This is a genomic window from Collinsella aerofaciens, assembly GCF_040910185.1.
Lineage (GTDB): Bacteria > Actinomycetota > Coriobacteriia > Coriobacteriales > Coriobacteriaceae > Collinsella > Collinsella aerofaciens_BF.
Window position 1 is genome coordinate 96,387 of the sequence record NZ_JBDGBA010000002.1, and the last position, 21,120, is coordinate 117,506.

A 21,120-nucleotide genomic window follows, 5' to 3' on the forward strand; every position below is an offset into this window, starting at 1 on the left:
GAAGCCCCGGACACGCCGGGAGGGGTTATCAAAGCGAACATCCCGCAGCCGCAAAGCGGCGAGGACGTTCGCGTGATAACCCCGCAGGCGTGACCGGGGCTTCCGGAGGGATGCGAGGGTCGAGCGACTACAGCGCGAAGTCGCCGCCGACGAGCGTGGAGACGGGCTCCTCGTGGTAAACGGCGGAGATGGCCTGAGCGAACTCCTCGGCGACCGAGATGGTCTTGATCTTGCCGCCGACCTCAACGGGAATGGCGTCGGTGACGAGACACTCGACGATCGGGGCGTCGTTCAGACGCTCGATGGCCGGACCGGAGAAGATGCCGTGGGTGGCGCAGACGTAGATGTCGCCAGCGCCCATAGCCTTGAGCTCCTTGACGTTGGCGCACAGGGTGCCAGCGGTGTCGATCATGTCGTCGTTGATGATGCAGGTCTTGCCCTTGATGTCACCGATGATGCCCATGACCTCGGCGGCGTTGTGGCGCGGACGGCCCTTGTGGGCGATGGCCAGGTCGCAGCCGAGCATGTCGGACAGCTTCTTGGCGGCCTTGGCACGACCCACGTCGGGGGAGACGACAACCAGGTTGTCGGTGTCGAAGTGCATGTTGTTGTAGTACTGGCCAAACAGCGGCAGCGCGGACAGGTGGTTAACCGGGATATCAAAGAAGCCCTGGATCTGGCCCTGGTGCAGGTCGAGGGTGATGATGCGGTTGACGCCGGCGCGCTCGAGCAGGTTGGCGACGAGGCGGGCGGTGATGGGCTCGCGCGGGCCGGCCTTGCGGTCCTGGCGGGCATAGCCGTAGTGGGTGATAACGGCGGTGATGGAGCGGGCGGATGCGCGCTTGGCAGCGTCGGTGGCGATGAGCAGCTCCATGAGCATGTCGTTAACGTTGCCGCCGGCCACGGACTGAATCAGGAAGACGTCGGCGCCGCGGACGGTCTCGTCGTAGCGGGCGTAAATCTCACCATTGGCGAACTGCTTTAGCGTAAGGCCCGAAAGCTCGACCCCAAGGTACTCAGCGATCTTCTGAGCGAGGGGACGGTTGGAGGAACCGGAATACACGCGGATGGACTTGCGCATATTCTCCGACTTCTCGGGATCATTAATCGGCATTACCCTTCTCCTTTATATCGAATGCCATATAGATGCCTTGTTGCATTGTAACCGCGCGGCGGGGTTTATCGAGTCTTGATAACGTCTTTACCGTCAACGGACACGAACCGACCACTCATCCGGTTGCGCAGGTCACGATAGAAAAAGGAGCCGCCCCCATGGGAACAGCTCCTTAGATGCTTGGTAAAACGTTATACCTCGTCGTCCTCGTGCAGACGGCGGCGATAATCGGCGGCCCAGCCCTCAATGTTTACCTGACGGGCGCGGCCCAGGCCAAGTGCGTCGGCCGGGACCGGCTCGGTGATGACGGATCCGGCGGCCACGAGCGCGCCGTCGCCGATCTGGGCGGGCGCGACCATCATGGTGTCGGAACCGATGAAGGCGTCCTTGCCGATGACGGTCTTGTGCTTGTGCACGCCATCGTAGTTGCAGGTGATGGAGCCCGCGCCCACGTTGACACCGGAGCCCATGGTGGTGTCGCCGATGTAGGACAGGTGCGGCACCTTAGAGCCCTCGCCGATCGTGGACTTCTTGATCTCCACGTGCGTGCCGGCCTTGGATCCGTCGAGCATGTGGGTGCCCGGGCGCAGGTAGGCGCGTGGGCCGCAGTCGACGCCGTTCTCGATGACGGCCTCGATGGCGATAGTCTCATCGATGACGCAGCCGCTGCCGACGGTGGTGTCGGTGAGGCGGCTGTTGGGGCCAAGCTGGCACTCCTCGCCCACGGTGACGTGGCCGATCAGGTGCGTCTGCGGCCACACGACGGTGTCACGGCCGATAACGGCGTCGGGGCCGATCCAGGCCTGCGTGGGATCGATGAACGTGACGCCCTCGGCCATCCAGTGCTCGTTGATGCGGTCGCGCGCGATGGCGGTGAGCTGCGCGAGCTGAATGCGGCTGTTGACGCCCAGGCCGTCGCGGTAGTCATCGCAGTGGAAGATGGAGACCGCCTGGCCGTGACCCTTGAGGATTTCGAGCATGTCGGGCAGGTAGTACTCGGACTGCGCGTTGTCGTTGCCGATCTCGTTAATGTGGGCGGCGAGCTGCGCGCCGTCAAAGGCGTAGCAGCCGGCGTTGCACTCGAGCAGCGTGGCGGCCTGCTCGGGCGTGCAGTCCTTCTGCTCGATGATACGCTCGATCTGACCGTCGGCGCCCAGCTTGATGCGGCCGTAGCCGAAGGGGTCGGGCGGGGTCATGGTCATGACGGTGCAGGCGAGCTCGCCGGTGGCGACGGTTTGCGCGAACTTGGCGACGGTGTCGGCGGTGATGAGCGGCAGGTCGCCGTTGAGCACCACGACGGGGCCTTGCGCGATGCTGCAGGCCTCGAGCGCGACCTTCACGGCGTGGCCGGTGCCCAGGCGCTCGGTCTGCTCGACGCACTCGACCTTGGTAGCGCTGTTGGCATAGGCGCCGTCGATGAGGGCGCGCATCTCGTCGGCGTGGCTGCCGATGACGACAACGACGCGGCTGCAGCCGGCCTTGATGGTAGCGTCGACGATCCACTGGACCATGGGCTTGCCCAGGATCTTGTGCGAAACCTTGCAGTGGTTCGACTTCATGCGGGTGCCCTCGCCGGCAGCGAGGATAATTGCGGTTGCGTCCATGTGATCTCCTGTTACGTTATAGAGACGTGTGTTTGGAAACGATACACGGCGCAATATGATACCGCAGGCATATGTTGAGCGCGTAGCGATTGGCTCATGGCGGCCGATGTCGGTGCCGCCGGCGTGGCGTTTGCGCTGCTTGCGTGCGGCGTTGGCGGTGCTGCGGAGCTGTCGTTTGAGCGAGGGGACGGGGGCGCCCGTGGACAACATACAAGAGGAGTTTGGCGGCGAGCCCGTCGCGGCGTTCTCGATGTCGCATCCGGCTGTGCCGGCACTCTATATTGTGCTGACGCTGGGGCTCACCATGTTCTCGATGCAGCCGGTGCTGATCGCGCTGTCGCTCGCGGGCGGGCTGGCATACGGCTTTGCGACCCGCGGGGCTGCTCGCACGCTGAGCGCGCTTCGCTGGCAGCTGCCGGTGATTTTGATTATCTCGCTGGTGAATCCGCTGTTTAGCGCCTCGGGCTCGACGGAGTTGTTCCGCATCGGTATGCGCGCAGTGTATTTGGAGAGCATGGTATACGGCCTGTGTATGGGCGGGCTGTTTGTGGCGAGCGTGCTGTGGTTTGAGGCTGCGGCGTCGATGCTCGAATACGACAAGGTGCTCGCGTTGCTGGGCAACGCCGCGCCGGTGCTCGCGCTCATGATCTCGATGTGTATGCGGCTTATCCCGCAGTTTTTGCGTCGCGGCCGCACGGTGCTGGCGGTACAGGATGCAATCGATGTTCCGGGGCGCGCTCCGGCCGACCCTGTGCGCTCGCGCTTGCGAGCATCGAGCGTGTTGATGGGCTGGAGCATGGAGGATTCGCTGGAGCGCGCCGACGCGATGCGCTCGCGCGGATGGGGTGCCGCGACGCGTCGTACGACGTATGCGCGGTATCGGCTGGGGCGCGGCGATGTTGCCGCACTGGTGGGGCTTGCGCTGTTTGGCGCTGCTGCGGTTACGGTGGCGTGGGCCGCGACGACGCAGTATTCGTTTTACCCTCAGCTTTCGGTGCCGGCGCCGTGGCCTGGCTATATTGTGTACGCGGCTTGGATGGTGCTGCCCTGTGTGCTGTACGCGATTGACGAGAAGAGGTTTGGCTGATGACCCGGTTAGATAGCTGCTCGGTAACGGGCGGGGCGTGCGGTTCCGATGCGCCTGCGATTGAGGTACGGGGCCTGAGCTTTACCTACCCCGGGGCTGAGGCGCCGGTACTCGACGGGCTCGACTGGTCTGTTCCCCAAGGTGCGTTTGCACTGCTGGTAGGTGGTACTGGGTCGGGAAAATCAACGCTGCTCTCGCTGCTCAAGCCCGAGATTTCGCCGACGGGCGCGTGCACTGGCGAGTTGCGCGTGCTGGGGGAGGGCGTCGCCGACATGGATGTCCGGACGTCCGCGGAGCGCGTGGGCTATGTGTTTCAGGATCCCGAGAACCAGATCGTGTGCGAGACCGTGTGGCACGAGATGGCGTTTGGCCTGGAAAACTTGGGGCTAGCGCGCGACGAGATACGCCGCCGCGTGGCCGAGACCAGCTATTTCTTTGGGCTGGAGGACTGGCTCCACCGCGATACCGATACGCTTTCGGGTGGGCGCAAGCAGCTGCTGTCGCTGGCAGCCGTGCTGGCGTTGCGCCCGCGCGTGCTGCTGCTCGACGAGCCCACGTCCCAACTCGATCCCATTGCCGAGAAAAATTTTCTGCATGCGCTGTTTCGCGTGAACCGCGAGCTGGGCTGTACGGTTGTTGTGGCGACGCACCAGCCGCGCCCGATGCTCGAGTATGCGACGTGCGCGTACCGGATTGAAGGCGGTCGCGTGTGCGAGGTGTCTGATGTCGCTTCCTTGGGGCATCGTGAAGGGCTGTTTTCTGGCGAGGTGCCAGGGTGGGGTGCCTCGCGGCGTGCAAAAAACGGAGTTTTCAGCAGTGTCAGTGGCCAGCTGGGTTCTTTGGACTCGCGCGGGGGCGCTCCGGGTGCAAAAAAAGGACTGAAATCGGACAAATCGGGTGAATTTGAGGTGCAAATACTGTCGCAGGACGACTCGAGGGTGCCATTGCGTACCGGTGGACGCAGAATACTCCCAAAAATGCACGCCGGGTCGGCTACCACCCTGTCGGAAGGCTGGTTTCGCTACGACCGTGTGTCCGGTTGGGTGCTGCGCGGGCTCGACGTGGCGTTTTCTGCCGGTGCGGTGCATGCGATTGTGGGCGGTAACGGCTGCGGCAAGTCGACGATACTCTCGGTGCTGGCCAAGACCGCCAAGCTGCAGCGTGGTCGTATGGTGCGCGGGGCGGCCTCGGCTGCGCTGCTGCCGCAGAACCCCAAGGCGTTGCTGGTTGCCGAGACGGTGAGCGACGAGCTGATGGAATGGGCTTCGACCTGCGGATATGACGAGGACGCGGCCCAGGAGCGCGCGGCGCAGCTGGGATTGGACGGCCTGGATGCGCGCCATCCGTACGATCTTTCGGGCGGCCAGCGTCAGCTGCTCGCGTTGGCAAAGCTGCTGTTGATTGGTCCGGAGCTGTTGCTGCTCGATGAGCCCACGAAGGGGCTGGACCTGACGAGCCGCCGCATCATCGCTCGCGCCCTATGCGAGCATGCGCAAGCCGGCGGCACCGTCATCATGGCCACGCACGACTTGGACTTCGCCGAGCAGGTTGCCGACGACATTGCCATGATGTTCGACGGCGAAATTGCCTGCATGGAGCCGCCGGCAGATTTCTTTGCCGACAACGTGTTTTATAGGGCGTGATGGAATGGCGGATTATCGCGGCTTGCGCCTACTTGCAAAACTGGAGATTCCGCTGTTGTTGGCGGTGCCGGTGGTAATGGCCGCAGCATTGCTGGCGGGCATTGAGCAGGCGGCGCTTGCCATGCTTGTTGTGGTGGCGCTCGTGCTTGCACTGTTCTTTGCGGGCTACGAGGCGTCGCGTCCGGGCCTGCGCCAAATTATGCCCACGCTGGTTCTGGCGGCACTGGCCGCGGCGGGCCGCATCTTGTTCGGCCCCATTCCCGACTTTAAACCCGTGAGCGCCATCGCTATTATCGCGGGAGCGACGTTGGGTCGACGCAACGGCTTCATGGTCGGCGCGTTGGCAGCGCTAACCAGCAATTTCTTTTTTGGACAGGGCATGTGGACGCCATGGCAGATGTATGCCTGGGGCCTGGTGGGCTACGTCGGCGGTGTGCTGGCGTACGCGGGTGCTTTTGATCGCGCCGATGGCACCGTGCGCATGCCGGCGCTGATGGCGTACGGTTTTGCGTCGGGCCTGCTCTATGGCGTTGTGATCAACGCCTACGACATTATCGGTTTTGTTCAACCGCTCACGTGGGCGGGTGCCATGGCACGTCTTGCCACGGCAGTGCCGTTCGATATCACACACGGCCTCGCGACCTGCGTGTTCTTGGCTGCCTTGTACAAGCCTTGGTGCCGTCGCATTAACCGTGTCGTCGTGAAATACGGGCTGTAAGGCATTTCGCGTTCCCTCACGAACTTGCGGTGGAATGGTTCTCGTTTTTGGCTATTTGCTGCCCAAACAGGAACTATTCCACCGCACCTTATAGGGGGAGAGGGGTCACATGATCTGTTTTCCTCTGTCCCCTAGAGGAATTACTTGGGGCTAGAGCTCTAGCGTGAGGGTGACGGGGCAGTGGTCGCTGCCAAAGATGTCGCCGCGGATGCCGGTGTCGCGAACGTTGGCGGCGATCGAATCGCTTACCAGAAAGTAATCGATGCGCCAGCCGGCGTTGTTCTTGCGGGCATTAAAGCGATAGCTCCACCAGCTGTAGACGCCCTCGACGTCGGGGTTTGCCGCGCGCCAGGTATCGGTAAAGCCGGCGTTGAGCAGCTCGGTAAACTTACCGCGTTCTTCGTCCGAAAAGCCGGCGTTGCCGCGGTTGGACTTGGGGTTCTTAAGGTCGATCTCCTCGTGCGCCACGTTAAAGTCGCCGCAGGTCACGACGGGTTTGCCACTCTCGCGCTCAAGCGCGCTCAAAAAGCCGCGATAGGCATCATCCCAGGCCATGCGCACGTCGATGCGGGCGAGTTCGTTTTGCGCGTTGGGAGTGTAGACATCCACAAACCAGAACTTGTCGAACTCCAACGCGCAGACGCGGCCCTCGGTCGCGGCTTGGGCGACGAGTTCGGCCGCCTCGCCCTCGCCGGCGTAGGGTAACAGCGCGTCAGCGTGCAGCACGCGCAGCGGTTCCTGGCGGCTAAAGACCGCAGTGCCCGAATAGCCTTTACGCTCGGCGTAGCTCCAGGTTTGGCGATAGCCGGGCAGGTCAATATCAACCTGGCCTTCTTGCAGCTTGGTCTCTTGCAACGCCAGGATATCGACGTCGAGTTCTTGCGCGATCTGGATAAAGCTCGGGTCCTTTTTGAGCACGGCGCGCAGGCCGTTAACGTTCCACGAGGCAAAGGTGTAAGTCTGAGGCATGGTGTCCTTTCGACGGGGTTGGCAGGCTTAAGATTAACGCAACAAGAGCGGGGCGGAGTCCGCGAGTGATAGTGCGAACGCCGCCGTCCCGGAGACACGGACGGAGGACATATATGACGCAGGAAATATCAAACCCCAAACAGGCGTCCGCCGCGCTGGCGGAGCTGTTCGAAACCCATAGTCACGTGGTCTTCTTTGGCGGCGCGGGTGTTTCCACGGCGAGTGGCATCCCCGATTTCCGCAGCGTGGACGGCCTGTATCACCAGCAGTTTGCCTATCCGCCCGAGACCATGCTCTCGCACAGCTTTTACGAGGCGCATCCTGCGGAGTTCTTCGACTTTTACCGCACCAAGATGATCGCGCTTAACGCTAAGCCCAACCGCTGCCACATCAAGCTGGCCGAGCTGGAGCGCGCCGGCAAGCTTGATGCCGTGGTGACGCAAAATATCGACGGCCTGCATCAGATGGCCGGCTCGCAACGCGTGTTCGAGCTGCACGGATCGGTCCATCGCAACATTTGCCAGTCGTGCGGCGCGGTCTATAGCGCCGAGTGGATTTGCTCGCGCGAGCACGAGGACGCCGCGGGTGCGCCTGTGTGTCCTGCGTGCGGCGGGCGCATCAAGCCCGATGTAGTGCTCTACGAGGAGCCGCTCGACGAGCACGTGCTGACCGGTGCCGTTGCCGCCATCGCCGCGGCCGATGCCCTCATTGTGGGCGGGACCTCGCTCGTGGTGTATCCGGCGGCAGGCCTTACGCGTTACTTTACCGGCGATACGCTGGCCATGTGCAACCTTGCTCCCACCGATCAGGATGCAAATGCCGACCTGCTGATTTCTTGCGACATCGCGGCCGCGTTTGCGTTCTAGCCCGCGCGCGCGGATACAATAGAAAGACTGAGTGCAAAGCGACCCCGCCGCCAGCTCCCCAAGCTCGGCGGCGTGGGCATTTTAGGAGGATGTTCATGGCGAACGACAGCAAGACATGGCGGTGCGGAAAGTATGAGCTCAGCTTTGACCGTCCGCGCATCATGGGCGTCCTCAACGTGACGCCCGATTCGTTTAGCGATGACGGGGAGCACTTCGACCCGGATGCCGCCATCGAGTACGGCCTGACGATGCTCGACGCCGGCGCCGACATCATCGACGTGGGCGGCGAGTCCACGCGCCCCGGTTTTACCCCGGTCAACCCCGACGAGGAGGCTCGCCGCGTGCTGCCCGTGGTGCGCGCGCTGGCCAAGGAGGGCGCCATCGTCTCGATCGACACGCGTCATGTGGCGGTTGCCAAGGCGGCCGTGCGCTGCGGCGCCTCGATCGTCAACGACGTGACCGGCTTCACCGATCCCAAGATGGTCGAGTTTGTTAAGACGAGCACCTGCGGCGTCATCGTGATGCATGCCGGCGAGGTCGCCGCGCCCACCCGCACGCACGCAACGGTGCAGCTCGATACCTCGGCAGCGGCGTTTGTTGCCGAGAAGGCGCGCGAGGCGGCTGCCGAGGCCGCGCGTGAGGCCGAGAAGCCGGCTCGCCGCCGTCGCGGCAAGTTGCTGGGCGAGCCTAAGCCGGAGGCCAAGCTTCCGGGCGGCGTGGTGCAGCCCTCGTTGCCGTTTGGCGAACCGGAGCCCACGTCCGAGCCTGCAAGCGAGCAGGAGACGCCGGCCGCCGAGCAGGTTGCTGCCGCCGAGACCGTCGCGCCCGCGCCCGAGGCCGCGCCCGCAGCCACCGAGGTCGCATCGGAGTCCAATGACCACCTGGCAGCCATGATGCGCCGCAGCGCCCGCCGCGAGGAAGCCTACGTGCCCACCTCGCAGCTCCGCCGCTTCACCCTGCCCGATTCGGCGCCCATCATGCGCCGCGTCATGGGCTTTCTGTCCGACCAGGCCCGCACGCTCATCCATGCCGGCGTGTCGCGCGACCGCATCTGCATTGATCCTGGCCCGGGCTTTGGTAAGTCGGCTAACGAGGACATCGTCATCCAGCGCGAGACTGCCAAGATGGCGTCACTGGGCTATCCGCTCATGTGCGCCGTGTCGCGCAAGCGCTTTGTGGGCGCCGTCTCGGGCGTGACCGAGGCCGCCGAGCGCGATGCCGCTACGTTTGGCGTGTGCCTGGGCGCCATCCAGGCCGGTGCCAACATCGTGCGCGTGCACGACGCCGCGGGTTTTGCGCAGTTCCTGAACGGCTACTGGGCGGTTGCCAAGCCACAGCCGCGCCGCGCGTTTGTGGCCGTGGGCTCCAACCTGGGGCATCGTTGCGACAACATCCGCGCCGCGCGCGACATGATCGCCGAGATTCCACTCACCTGCGTGTCCAACTCCTCCAAGATCTACGAGAGCGAGCCGGCCTACGAGACGCGCCAGGACGCGTTTGCCAACGCCGTCATCGAGATCAAGACCGAGCTGGCGCCGTTGGTGCTGCTTGACGAGCTCATGAAGATTGAGGCCGAGCTGGGGCGCGACCGCTCCAAGAAGGCCAAGGCCAACGGCCCGCGCACCATCGACCTGGACCTGCTGTGGATGGACGGCGAGACCCACGGCGGCAAAAAGCTGCGCCTGCCGCATCCGCTGATCGGCGAACGCGATTTTGTGCTGGTGCCGCTCGAGGACCTGATGCACGACCCGGCGCGGTTCTTCCGCTACAACGGCGTCGAGGTCAAGGAGCCCGAGGACCGCGTGGGCCATATCGTGGGCGAATTGGGGCGTATGTAGATGATCGAGATGAATGCTGTTGTCGCTGGCACCGAGCTCGACGCGGCGCGCGACGCGGGCCGCGAGGGCATGTCCGCGGGCTGGTGCGCGTGGAGCGCGGGCGATGCATCGCTGATGTTTTCGCTGGTCGTGCGCCCCGATGTGAACATGCATGCCTTCCACGGCCTGCCGTTTGTGGCGGCTATGGGCATGATGGACGCGCTTGTGGGCACGGCTTCGACGCCGGGGTTGGGCCTTGCCGGTAAGGTGGGTATCCAGTGGCCGAGCGATATCGTGTGCGGTGCGCCTGCGTTTGAGACGTCGCTCGCGCGTGTTGCCGTGAACGGCGGTGCCGGTGCTGCGGGCATGTTCGGTGCCGTGACGGTGGATATTGAGCGTTCGGCGCTGAGCGAGCTTGGTGTGGACGTGGCTGACGAAGCGCTGGTCGAGACGCTGGCCGCCGCCGTGCTGGCCCGCGTGGACGCCTGGGCGGTTGTTGCCAACACGCCGCAAGGCGCCGCAGGGCCGCTGGCTCCCGTGCTGGGCGAGTACTTCGACATGGTGCCGCTGCTGGGCCGCCAGGTTGCGGCGGTGTCTCCCAACGGCTTGCCGCTTGCGGTCGGTGTGTTTGCGGGCCTGGACATCTGGGGCCGCGCGACCATCAAGACCGATGCCGGCGAGCAGGAGTTTCCGCCCGAGGCCGTACGAATTCGCGGGCTGTAACGCGAGGCGCCCGCGCTCAAAGATAACGATGACAACGAAGCCCTCTTCGGCCTGTGCCGGGGAGGGTTTCGCCTGTCTGGGGAATGGGCTTGGCGAACGTTTGCGGGGACTGTGGCATCGGGCGTGCTTGACTTAAGCCCCTGCTCTATCCCAGCTCCTGCATGCGGCGGTAGATTTCGCAGATACCCTTGATGGTGAGCTGTCCGTCGACCACGTCGAAGGCATCGGTCGAATCGGCGACGATGCTGGCGAGACCGCCCGTGGCGATAACGGTGGCATCCTCGCGGCCCAGCTCGCGCTTCATGCGCGCGACCAGGCCCTCGGCCATGGCAGCGGCGCCCGTTACGGCGCCGACCTTGATGCACTCCTCGGTATCGCGGCCGATGGCGTGCTCGGGCGCCTCGAGCGGCACGCTGGCGAGCTTGGCGGCACGGGCGGCAAGCGCGTCCATGGAGATGCGAATGCCCGGCGCGATCGCTCCGCCAATGTAATAACCGTCCTCATCGATGACGTCGATATTGGTCGCGGTGCCAAAGTCCACCACGATTGCCGGCGCGCCGTAGAAAGTTTCGGCCGCAACGGCGTTAGCGACGCGATCGGCGCCTACGGCTTGGGGACGCGCCGCGCGCAGCTTGGTCACCGCGGCCGTCTGCGGCCCGATGACGATGGCGTCCGCGGCAATGCGGTCGGCCACGGCGTGCCATTCGCGCGAGAGCTGCGGCACCACGCCGGCAAAGGCGATCGCGTCGACCGCGCCGAGCGAGAGGTCGTACATCTTAAAGAAGCCCATCAGGCGCACGTGGATCTCGTCGGCGGTATAGGAGCGGTCGGTGGGCATGCGCCACGACTGCACCAGCTCGTCTCCGTCAAACAGGCCCATGGCCGTCTGCGTATTTCCCATATCGATAGCGAGCAGCATGTCTACTCCCAGTGTCGGCATAAAAGGACGCGCACCATTGTATACGTGCCGTCGACGGCGCTCGGCTGCGATTCGTTTACGGTGATAGGGGCTGAGGGGTTTAAATATGAAGGAATTATGCTCTACGAGATTTTCCTTGCCGCTTACCGAACTCCCGCGTAATATTCTTTCTTGCGCACATGAGGCGCCCAGACATTGCGGGGTGGAGCAGTCTGGTAGCTCGCCGGGCTCATAACCCGGAGGTCGTAGGTTCAAATCCTGCCCCCGCGACCAAGAACTTGCAGCTCGTCGGCCTAGCCGGCGAGCTTTTTTGTTATCCCGGGACTGTGTTTTCGGTCCAATTCTCGGCTTCTTAAACAAAATCTCGATCTGTAACATCTAGACCCGATTTGGGCGGCTAAGTGTTACAGATCGAGATGTTTCGGCAGGACGGTCTTCGTTTGTCTAAATCTGTAACACGAGGGACGGATTTTGCCGAGTTGTTGTTATAGATTGAGATTTTCTAGCAGGCGGGTTTGGTTTGTCTCGATCTGTAACAGGTAGGGGTCAAAAGTGGGTCTAGCTGTTACAGATTGAGATTGTTGAGGTTGGGTCGAGGGGAATATCTCGATCTGTAACAGTAAGACCCGGTTTTGTCGCGTAACTGTTACAGATTGAGACAAACCGACGGGCCGCCTCGCCCCATCCACCTGCCGCCACCTGATATTCGCCGATTTCCGTTGTGCCGCCGTGCTCCCATGCCATATCCTCTAGACAACTACGCGGCATCATCGCCGCCGCGCCTACAAGAGAGGAATGTCCATGACCACACCTGCATCCAAGCTGCTCCAGCCCATTACGGTTGGCCCCCTTGAGCTCAAGAACCGCATTATGTTTCCGCCGCTGACCACCGGCTACGAGGAGCGTGACGGCTCCATTGGCGAGCGCAGCCTGGCTTTTTACGAGCGCTTGGCCCGTGGCGGCGTGAGTTACATCGTCATCGGCGACGTTGCTCCCGTCATGACCGCAAGCCCCACGCCCAAGCTGGCGACCGACGCCCAAATCCCCACGTTTAAGGCCCTGGCCGATGCCGTCCACAAGCACGGCGCCAAGGTCGCGCTGCAGCTGTTCCACCCCGAGTACGACGTGCCCGGTGTCGGCCGCATGGTCATGGGATCCATGGCCGCCGCCAAGGCCGCGCAGGAGGCCAAGGCCGCCGGCGACGAGGAGACCTTTGCCGCCAAGATGGCCGAGTCCAACGAGATCCGCAACCAGGCCTACGCCAAGCTGCACCACGACATGCAGCACTTTGTGAACGAGGCGAGTGTGGAGCAGCTCACCCAGATCAAGGAGGCTATCGCCGCCTCGGCCGCTCGCGCGCAGCAGGCCGGGATCGATGCCATCGAGGTCCACGGCGACCGCCTGGTAGGTTCGCTGTGCTCGGCCATCCTCAACCAGCGCACCGACGAGTACGGCGGCTCGTTCGAGAACCGCGTTCGCTACGCGCTGGAGGTCGTCGCTGCCATTAAGGAAGCCGCGCCGCAGCTGATGGTGGAGTACAAGCTCCCCGTGATCATGGAGAACCCCGACGGCACGCCGCGCGGCAAGGGCGGCCTGCAGCCCGACGAGGCCTGCGAGTTTGCCAAACTACTCGAGGGCGCGGGCATCGACATGATCCAGGTTGCACAGGCCAACCACACCGGCAACATGGGCGACACCATTCCGCCCATGGGCGCCATGCCCTACAACTGGACGCTGCCCGTGGCCGAGCGCGTCAAGGCCCTGGTCTCCGTGCCGGTGGCAACCGTCGGCCGCGTTGTCTCGGTCGAGGCCGGCGAGAAGATTCTGGAAGACGGCGCGGCCGATATCATCGCCTACGGCCGCTCGCTCATGTGCGACCCCGACATCGCACTGAAGGCCGCCACGGGTGAGCCCATCCGCGAGTGCCTCAACTGCAACAAGGGCTGCGTCGATGCGATTCAAAACCGCAAGTACATCTCGTGCGTGCTCAATGCCGAGAACGGCGACGAGGCGACCATCGCCATTAAGCCGGGCGAGGGCGACAAGAAGATCGCCGTGGTGGGCGGCGGTATTGCTGGCCTGGAGGCCGCACGCGTGGCGGCCAAGCGCGGCTACGATGTGACCATCTACGAGGCGAGCGATCGTCTGGGCGGCCAGATTGTGCTGGCGGCCGCGCCCCCGCGCAAGGACGAGATCATGCGCTCGGTCGAGTATTACGAGAAGATTCTGCCCGGCCTGGGCGTGAAGGTTGAGCTCAACCACGTCGCTACCGCTGAGGACCTCAACGCCGCCGATGCCGCGATTGTGGCCGTGGGCGCGCACGACGTGGTCATCCCTGTTCCGGGTGCCGATTCGGACAAGGTCGTCTCGAGCTGGGACGTGCTGGCCGGCAAGGTGGAGCTTGCGGGCCGCGTCGCCGTCATTGGCGGTGGCCTGGTGGGCACCGAGACTGCTGAGTACCTGCTGCAGCACGGCTGCGAGGTGGCGATCGTGGAGATGCTCGACAAGATTGCCGCGGGCGAGTCCGAGACCATTCTGCCGCTGATTATGAGCGACTTTGCCGAGCACAACGTGGAGCAGCACGTGAAGACCCGCCTGACCGCCATTACCGACGAGGGCGTGGAGGCTGTTCGTACCACCGAGGACGGCGCCGAGGAGCCGGTGAAGATCGCCTGCGATTACGTGGTGATGGCCGTGGGCTCCAAGGCCAACGCGTTTGACCTTGATGGCGTGACGGTGCCCGTGACCTGCGTGGGCGACTGCTCGGGCGAGCGCACCGCCGATATTGCGAGCGCTATTCGCACGGCATATCACGCGGCCAACGAGCTGTAGTTAACTTCGCGGCCAGGCGGGGCGGTAGCACGGATCTGCCTCGCCCGACTGCGTCCCATCGGGTGTCAACCGGGGCGGGGTCTGCAAGCGCAGCAGGTCCCGTCCTTTTTGTTTTGCTCGGGTGGATGGCAATGCGCGGTAATCATGAGAAGTGAGGCGTCACTGCCCTGCAGGCCGCTCAAAATTATTGGGGGAGGGGTTAATAATTATTCCCTCTAGACCAAAGGACATAAAGAGATGCCAATTTTGTTGACAAGCGAATGACGATTAGCTGCGAGTCAGCTACCAGCGTAAATAATCGATAAAGAAATGTCGTAAATTGGTGCCAAATGTCCAGATAACGCCGCGTCTATTTTAATTAACTGTTTTGAGCAAACAGCAAAATGCTACTATCTAGCGTGCACGTAAGAAAGCAGATTAACGGTTAAGGCTAAGAGGTGGCAGGTATGTCGGAAGCAACTAGGACTCGCACGCATGCGCCCGAGGTTAGGCAGCGCGCCGTCGAGGTCCTCCAAGAGGGGGTCGGTCACCGCGCCCTCGCCGCAAAGCTTGGCATTCCCCAGGCCACGGCTCGTCAGTGGGCCCGCGCATACGCCGTGGGCGGTGCCGACGCCGTGCTCAACGCGGGCGCTCGCCATCACACCTATTCGTACGACGTAAAGCTCGCCGTGGTTAAGGACCGTCTGGAAAACGGCCTGACGGTTCGCGAGGCCATGATCAAGCACAAGATTCCCAGCGAGTCTTCGGTCAAGGCTTGGTGTCGTCAGTATCGCGATGGCGGCGCCGACGCGCTTATCGATAAGCCGCGCGGTCGCAAGCCGCGCGTTAAGCAGGCAGAGTAGCAAGAGGGTGCGCCCACAGGGGCGCATTTTTCTTGCTGCCCCTCCGCTCCAAAGCGGACAGACTCCTTACCCCGTATGCCTAAAACTCCCCAGTTGACCGAAAACCTGCCGCCGCTACTCCTCAATTGAGCTATAACGTTAAACAATTGCAGCGTTTTTGCATGGGGGAGTGATGGTATGACGCTACTGTATTTCCTTACCCTGTTTCCGCTGGTACCGGCGCTGGGCATGCTGCTCGCGCGCGGTGACCGTGCCCGCGATGCGGTGGGGCTCATAGGCTCCGGCATTATTATGGCGGTGACAGTTGTAGTCGCCGTCATGTTTTTTGGCACGGGTCCGCAGAGCTTTGAGATTGCCCCCGGCACCTCACATGTGCTCTCGATCATCAGCTCCGTCATCGACGTCATCCTGTGCGCCGTCATCCTGTACAACGCGTACAAATATAGGAACGCGCTCACCACGGTGCTCGGCATAGTCCAGCTGGTGGGTTCGCTCGCCTTTGCAGCCATGACGCTGCCCGCGGCCGAGGCCGTCACGGCAACGCCTCTCTACCTGGACTACATGAGTGTGATCATGGTCCTCGCCGTCGGTATCGTCGGCAGCCTAATTTGCATGTATGCCCTGGGCTACATGAAGGACTTCCAAGCGCACGATGAGCACGAGGCCGCGCTGCGCGGGCAGACCGCGCCCGACCGTCGCCCGCAGTTCCTGGCGCTCATGTTCCTGTTCCTCTCGGCCATGTTCGTCATCGTGACGAGCGACGACCTTGAGTGGCTGTTCTGCGGCTGGGAAATCACCACCGTGTGCTCGTTCCTCATGATTGGCTACACGCGCACGCCCGAGGCCATCAAGAACGCCTTCACCCAGATCATCCTCAACATGCTGGGCGGCATCGCGTTTTTGGCCGGACTCATGTACCTGCACGTTAACGGCATGCCGCTGACCATCTCGGGCATGATCGAGCTTTCCGGCGCCGGTACCGCGCAGTCCGCGCGGCTGGTGATGCCGGTCATCCTGCTGTCGCTCGCCGCACTCACCAAGGCCGCACAGATGCCGTTCCACACCTGGCTGTTGGGTGCCATGGTTGCCCCCACGCCCACGAGCGCCCTGCTGCACTCGTCAACCATGGTCAAAGCCGGTGTGTTCCTGATGGTCAAGCTGAGCCCGCTCTATGCCATCTATCCCGTGACCGGCTTTATGGTCACGAGTGTGGGTGCCATAACGTTTTTGCTCGCTGCCCTCATGGCCATCTCGCAGAGCAACGCCAAACGCGTGCTTGCGTACTCCACCATTTCCAACCTGGGCCTCATCAGTGCCTGCCTGGGTGTCGGCGCGCCCGAGGCCGTATGGGCTGCCATCTTCCTGATTCTGTTCCACACGGTGGCAAAGTCGCTGCTGTTCCTGTGCGTGGGCACGGCCGAACATCATATCGGCAGCCGCAATATCGAGGACATGGACGGTATGTTCAGCCGCATGCCGCACCTGACGCGCCTGATGATGCTGGGCATCATGGGTATGTTTGTGGCGCCGTTTGGCATGCTCGTGTCCAAGTGGGGCGCCCTGGTGGCGTTCGCGCAGACCGGCAACGTGCTCATGATCATGGTGCTTGCCTTTGGCTCGGCTGCGACGTTCTTCTTCTGGGGCAAGTGGCTTGCCAAGCTTTCGGGCGTCGACCCCACGGCTCAAAACGTTGAGGTCAATGTCCATAAGACCGAATGGATGGCCCTCAACACCATCGCCGCGCTGCTGATTCTGTGCTGCGTGGCGTTCCCGGTTATCTCGAGCGGTCTGGTGTCACCTTACTTGGCCATGGTGTTTGGCCGCGTGCCGTACGTTATCGGCAAGGACGCCATGTATCTGATGGTGGTTATCGTGGCGTTTATCGCCGTAGTGCTGCTGACTTCATTCCGCGTGAGCAACAAGCCGCACGTAAACGTATATCTTTCGGGCGTGGGAACCGACAAATATCGCCATTTCCGCGGTTCGATGGGTCGCGAGGTAAAGGCCGAAAAGCGCAATTGGTACTCGGAGGACGCCCTTGGCGAGAAGCGTATTGGCCCCGCGGGTAGCGTCGTGTGCTGCAGCATTATCTTGTTTGCGCTGCTGTGTTGCGCGTGGATTGGGCCCGAGAGACTTGCCATGAGCGCGCCCTCGGTGCTGCGCGGCAAGTATTTCGAAGGCTCGGGCGTCGTGGGCATATTTATTGGTACCGTGGCGTTTGCCTTGATTGCGCCGCTTGTGGGCGGCCTGATCGACGGCATCGACCGCAAGCTGTCCGCTCGCATGCAGGGCCGCGTGGGTCCGCGCCTGCTCCAGCCTTTCTACGATGTGGCCAAGCTGCTGCGCAAGGCCCCCGCCAGCGTAAACACCATGGACGATACCTATATGGCGTGCGCGCTCATCTTTACCGTGGTGGGCGGCGGCATCTTTGTGTCGGGTTCCAACACGCTGTTGTGCGCTTTTATGGTGACCCTCGCTGCGATCTTTGTGGTGTTGGCGTCCGCCTCGACGCAAAGCCCGTTTGCCCAGGTCGGCGCCGACCGTGAGCTGCTGCAGGTCATGAGTTACGAGCCCGCCGTTTTGCTGATGAGCGTGGGCCTGTACCTTGCCACCGACAGCTTCGATTCCATCGCCGTGACGGGGCAGTCGGCCCCCATCATCGTGTACAGCGCGCCCATTTTCCTCGCGCTGCTCGCGGTGCTCACCATCAAGCTGCGCAAGTCGCCGTTTGACCTTTCGTACTCGCATCACGCGCATCAGGAGATCGTCCAGGGCGTCGCCACCGAGATGAGCGGCGGCACGCTGGCCAAGATGACCCTTATGCACTGGTGCGAGACCGTGCTGTTTTTGATGTGGGTGGGCATGTTCTTTGTCTGGGACAACCCCGTGAGCTGGGTTGTAGCCCTGGTCGTGATGGCCGCGACGTATTTTGTCGAGGTCCTGATCGACAACACCTTCGCACGCAGCACCTGGCGCAGCTGCTTTAGGCTCGGATGGGGCGTGGCGCTGGTGTTTGGCCTGCTCAACCTTATGCCCATCCTCGTCGACGTGTTTATTTAGGAGGCGGCATCCATGGATCATAAAATGTCGCGCTCGCCGTGGGTTATTCATTACGACGGTTCGAGCTGCAACGGATGCGATATCGAGGTGCTGGCCTCGCTCACGCCGCTGTTCGATGCGGAGCGCTTTGGCGTGGTCAACACCGGCAACCCCAAGCATGCGGATATCTTTTTGGTGACGGGGTCGGTCAATGCCCAGAACCTGCCCGTCGTGCGCCAGATCTACAACCAGATGCTCGAGCCCAAGTGCGTGGTGGCGTGCGGCATCTGCGCGTGTTCGGGCGGCGTGTTCCGCGATGCCTACAACGTGATCGGCGGCGTGGACCGCGCGATTCCCGTGGACGTGTACGCGCCCGGGTGCGCCGTTCGCCCCGAGACGGTGATCGATGCCATCGTGGAGGCGTGCGGCATCCTGGATCAGAAGGAGGCCGTGATGCGTGCTGGCGGCGATCCGCTTACCGTGGGCGGCGCCGCTACCTGGGATGGTGGCGTTGAGCTGGGCGAGGGCGGGTTTGTGGCTGCGGGGGCCGGGGCTGACGATGCGCCTGCTGGGACGTCCGCCGCGTCCGTCGCTGACGACGCACCTGTTGAGACGCCCACCGCGTCCGTCGCTGCAAAGGAGGCCGAGTAATGCAAAAGGCTATCTATACAACCGTCGGGATCGATGAGCTCCTGTCGCATGTCCAGGCGCTCAAGGGCGTCGGCGCGCGCTTTGTGCAAATGCACGCCGAGCGCAACGTCGACGACGGCTCGTATCGCCTGCTCTATACGTTTATCAACGTTCGTGCTGCTCAGGAGCATATTGCGCAGGACGGCAGCTATGCGATCGAGAACCTGGTGGTTGAGGGCATCGACCAGTACCAGGAGATTCCGTCCATCAGCTCGTATTATCCGGCGGTGTTCCCGTTTGAGAACGAGGCGCACGACCTATTTGGTCTTGCCATTACCGACATGCAGATCGACTTTAAGGGCTTTTTCTACCAGGTCTCGACTGCCGAGCCCATGAGCGTTATCACGCCCGAGGTTAAGGTCGCGCGCGAGAAGGCCATGAAGGTCCGTGCCGCCGCCGAGGCCAAGGCGCGCAAGGCTGCGGCCGAAAAGGCCGCCGCTGCCGCGGCCGCTGCGGGGGAGAGCGCTGCGAGCGCCGGCGATGCCGCGGGCTCCGATGCTCAGCACGATGAGGCTGCTGCGAAGGCCGCGCTCAAGGCCGCCGAGATGGAGGCAAAGCTCGCCGCCATGGACCCCGAGAAAGCGGCCAAGGTCCGTGCGGCGCTTGCCGCCAAGGCCGCCCGCGACAAGCAGAAAAAGGAGGCGTAAGGTCCATGGCACATCGCTCCGTCATTCCGTTTGGCCCGCAGCACCCGGTGCTGCCCGAGCCGCTTCATCTGGACCTGGTGATCGAGGACGACCGCGTCATCGAGGCAATTCCGCAGATCGGCTTTGTGCACCGCGGACTCGAGAAGCTCACCGAAAAGCGCGATATGCACCAGTTTGGCTACATCGCCGAGCGCATCTGCGGCATTTGCGCCGTGGGCCATAGCTACGGCTACGCCAGCGCCTGCGAGCGCATGCTCGACATCGAGGTGCCCGGCCGCGTGCAGTATATCCGCACCATTTTGCACGAGCTTTCGCGCATCCACTCGCATCTGCTGTGGCTGGGCCTGCTCGCCGATGCCTTTGGCTTCGAGGCGCTGTTCTACCGTTCGTGGACGCTGCGCGAGCGGATTCTCAAGATCTTCGAGAGCACTTGCGGCGGCCGCGTGATTTTGTCGATCAATGAAATCGGCGGCCTTAAGCACGACATCGAGGACTCCGAGCTGGCGGGTATTGTCCAGACGCTCGATGCCATGCGTCCCGACTACGAGACCCTGGTGCATACGTTTTTGGACGACAACAGCTGCGGCGAGCGCCTGCATGGCGTGGGCGTGATCAGCAAGAAAGACGCGCTGGATCTGTCGATGGTCGGTCCGTTCGGTCGCGCCTCGGGCGTGGATTACGACGTGCGCATGTTTGGCGACGGCGCCTATGCGGACCTGGCTGCGTTTGAGCCCATCGTTGCTACCGACGGCGATTGCTATGCCCGCTGCCAGGTGCGTTGTGCCGAAGTCACGCAGGCCATGGACATTATCAAGGAGCTTGTCGGCAAGATTCCGCACGACGGTATCGGCGGACGTACCAAGCTCACGCCGGCCGACGGCGCGCGCGGCGAGGTTGTGATTGAGCAGCCGCGCGGCGAGGCGTACTACTATGTGCGCGGCAACGGCACCAAGAACCTGGACCGTTTTCGCGTGCGCACGCCGACGTCGCAAAACCTGGCGGGTCTGACGCATGCGCTGCAGGGCGTGCTCATTGCCAACGTGCCCATGATTATCCTGACCATCGACCCCTGCATTAGCTGCACGGAAAGGTAGGCGCGGCATGTGTTTACTGACATTTGCCAAGACGGCCTTGGGCTCTATGGTCAAGCGGCCGGTAACGGTGTGCTATCCGCAGGAGAAGCTCGCGGCACCCGAGCGCTTGCGCGGGCATATCGTCAACGACATGGACGTGTGCATCTGCTGCGGCATGTGTGCGCGCCGTTGCCCGGCGGGCGCGCTTGCGGTCAATCGCAAGGGCGGTACCTGGTCGATTGATCCGTACGCTTGCGTGGTGTGTGGCGAGTGCATCGAAAGTTGCCCCAAGCACTGTCTGACTATGGACACCGCCCGCACTCCGGTTGCGGCGGACAAGACTCCCACGGTAGAAGCCAAGCCGGAGTAGCGCTGGAATAGCGCTGGAATAGAGCTGGAATAGGGCCGGTGGGGCAAAAATGCCCCACCGGCCCCGCGCTATAGCGCGGGGCGGAGCCGCCGCAAACAAAACTATGCCGGATTACGGGGCTGGATAGCGAACCTCCGACCATATAGAAAATCGCAAAAACAAAACCG

At 62.9% G+C, this 21,120-nt stretch carries 17 protein-coding genes and 1 tRNA gene; 14 read left to right on the forward strand and 4 right to left on the reverse strand.

Features of this window, described 5'->3' with window-relative positions:
* Window positions 1–127: 127 nt before the first annotated feature.
* Both AB5Z54_RS01675 and glmU read right to left on the reverse strand, forming a co-directional pair.
* The gene (locus AB5Z54_RS01675; protein WP_138374313.1) at window positions 128–1,114 is read right to left on the reverse strand and encodes a ribose-phosphate diphosphokinase; all 987 of its coding nucleotides are present in this window, start codon (window positions 1,112–1,114) and stop codon (window positions 128–130) included.
* A gap of 191 nt (window positions 1,115–1,305) precedes the next feature.
* On the reverse strand, window positions 1,306–2,718 hold the full coding sequence (gene glmU, locus AB5Z54_RS01680; RefSeq protein WP_260699061.1) for a bifunctional UDP-N-acetylglucosamine diphosphorylase/glucosamine-1-phosphate N-acetyltransferase GlmU: 1,413 nt from the start codon (window positions 2,716–2,718) through the stop codon (window positions 1,306–1,308).
* Window positions 2,719–2,917: 199 nt separating this feature from the next.
* On the opposite strand from glmU, the gene AB5Z54_RS01685 reads away from it, so the two are divergent.
* Genes AB5Z54_RS01685 through AB5Z54_RS01695 form a run of 3 tightly spaced genes read left to right on the forward strand, consistent with a single transcriptional unit; the run spans window position 2,918 to window position 6,166 of the window.
* Entirely contained in the window at window positions 2,918–3,805 is an 888-nt protein-coding gene (locus AB5Z54_RS01685; protein ID WP_368159850.1) for an energy-coupling factor transporter transmembrane component T, read from the forward strand.
* Window positions 3,805–5,448 carry an ABC transporter ATP-binding protein gene (locus AB5Z54_RS01690; RefSeq protein WP_368159853.1) on the forward strand — a complete coding sequence of 548 codons (1,644 nt, stop codon included), beginning with the start codon at window positions 3,805–3,807 and terminating at the stop codon, window positions 5,446–5,448. Before AB5Z54_RS01685 ends, AB5Z54_RS01690 begins: the two co-directional genes overlap by 1 nt.
* A 4-nt stretch (window positions 5,449–5,452) precedes the next feature.
* A complete protein-coding gene (locus AB5Z54_RS01695) occupies window positions 5,453–6,166 on the forward strand; it encodes a DUF6580 family putative transport protein (RefSeq protein ID WP_368159854.1) in 714 nt (237 codons plus the stop codon).
* Between the two features lie 150 nt (window positions 6,167–6,316).
* Here the strand turns inward: AB5Z54_RS01695 and AB5Z54_RS01700 are convergent, their stop codons facing one another.
* A complete protein-coding gene (locus AB5Z54_RS01700; RefSeq protein WP_368159857.1) occupies window positions 6,317–7,135 on the reverse strand; it encodes an exodeoxyribonuclease III in 819 nt (272 codons plus the stop codon).
* A gap of 113 nt (window positions 7,136–7,248) precedes the next feature.
* Between AB5Z54_RS01700 and AB5Z54_RS01705 the strand changes: the two genes are divergently transcribed.
* The 3 genes from AB5Z54_RS01705 to AB5Z54_RS01715 all read left to right on the forward strand — a co-directional run bounded on the left by AB5Z54_RS01705 (window position 7,249) and on the right by AB5Z54_RS01715 (window position 10,541).
* Window positions 7,249–8,001: an NAD-dependent protein deacylase gene (locus tag AB5Z54_RS01705; RefSeq protein WP_368159859.1), complete on the forward strand. Its 753-nt coding sequence runs from the start codon at window positions 7,249–7,251 to the stop codon at window positions 7,999–8,001.
* A 95-nt stretch (window positions 8,002–8,096) separates the two neighbouring features.
* Window positions 8,097–9,839, forward strand: coding sequence for a dihydropteroate synthase (gene folP, locus AB5Z54_RS01710; RefSeq protein ID WP_368159861.1), 1,743 nt, complete (start codon window positions 8,097–8,099; stop codon window positions 9,837–9,839).
* The gene (locus tag AB5Z54_RS01715) at window positions 9,840–10,541 is read left to right on the forward strand and encodes a hypothetical protein (protein WP_349100035.1); all 702 of its coding nucleotides are present in this window, start codon (window positions 9,840–9,842) and stop codon (window positions 10,539–10,541) included.
* A 145-nt stretch (window positions 10,542–10,686) separates the two neighbouring features.
* Here the strand turns inward: AB5Z54_RS01715 and AB5Z54_RS01720 are convergent, their stop codons facing one another.
* On the reverse strand, window positions 10,687–11,460 hold the full coding sequence (locus tag AB5Z54_RS01720; RefSeq protein WP_171025266.1) for a type III pantothenate kinase: 774 nt from the start codon (window positions 11,458–11,460) through the stop codon (window positions 10,687–10,689).
* A gap of 196 nt (window positions 11,461–11,656) precedes the next feature.
* Here AB5Z54_RS01720 and AB5Z54_RS01725 point away from each other — a divergent pair.
* The 8 genes from AB5Z54_RS01725 (at window position 11,657) to AB5Z54_RS01760 (ending at window position 20,953) form a co-directional block, all read left to right on the forward strand.
* A tRNA-Met gene (locus tag AB5Z54_RS01725) sits at window positions 11,657–11,733 on the forward strand.
* A 528-nt stretch (window positions 11,734–12,261) separates the two neighbouring features.
* The gene (bilR, locus tag AB5Z54_RS01730) at window positions 12,262–14,292 is read left to right on the forward strand and encodes a bilirubin reductase, long form (RefSeq protein WP_368159864.1); all 2,031 of its coding nucleotides are present in this window, start codon (window positions 12,262–12,264) and stop codon (window positions 14,290–14,292) included.
* Window positions 14,293–14,738: 446 nt separating this feature from the next.
* Window positions 14,739–15,134 (forward strand): helix-turn-helix domain-containing protein, encoded by a 396-nt coding sequence (locus tag AB5Z54_RS01735; RefSeq protein ID WP_368159866.1) that lies wholly within the window; start codon window positions 14,739–14,741, stop codon window positions 15,132–15,134.
* A 177-nt stretch (window positions 15,135–15,311) separates the two neighbouring features.
* A complete protein-coding gene (locus AB5Z54_RS01740) occupies window positions 15,312–18,194 on the forward strand; it encodes a proton-conducting transporter transmembrane domain-containing protein (RefSeq protein WP_368159868.1) in 2,883 nt (960 codons plus the stop codon).
* A gap of 12 nt (window positions 18,195–18,206) precedes the next feature.
* A complete protein-coding gene (locus AB5Z54_RS01745; RefSeq protein WP_368159870.1) occupies window positions 18,207–18,824 on the forward strand; it encodes an NADH-quinone oxidoreductase subunit B family protein in 618 nt (205 codons plus the stop codon).
* Window positions 18,824–19,510, forward strand: a complete 687-nt coding sequence (locus AB5Z54_RS01750; RefSeq protein WP_368159872.1) for an NADH-quinone oxidoreductase subunit C — start codon at window positions 18,824–18,826, stop codon at window positions 19,508–19,510. The genes AB5Z54_RS01745 and AB5Z54_RS01750 overlap by 1 nt, the downstream gene beginning before the upstream one ends.
* Before the next feature lie 5 nt (window positions 19,511–19,515).
* A complete protein-coding gene (locus AB5Z54_RS01755) occupies window positions 19,516–20,604 on the forward strand; it encodes a hydrogenase large subunit (protein ID WP_368159874.1) in 1,089 nt (362 codons plus the stop codon).
* 7 nt (window positions 20,605–20,611) lie between these two features.
* A complete protein-coding gene (locus AB5Z54_RS01760) occupies window positions 20,612–20,953 on the forward strand; it encodes a 4Fe-4S dicluster domain-containing protein (protein WP_368159876.1) in 342 nt (113 codons plus the stop codon).
* Window positions 20,954–21,120: the final 167 nt, after the last annotated feature.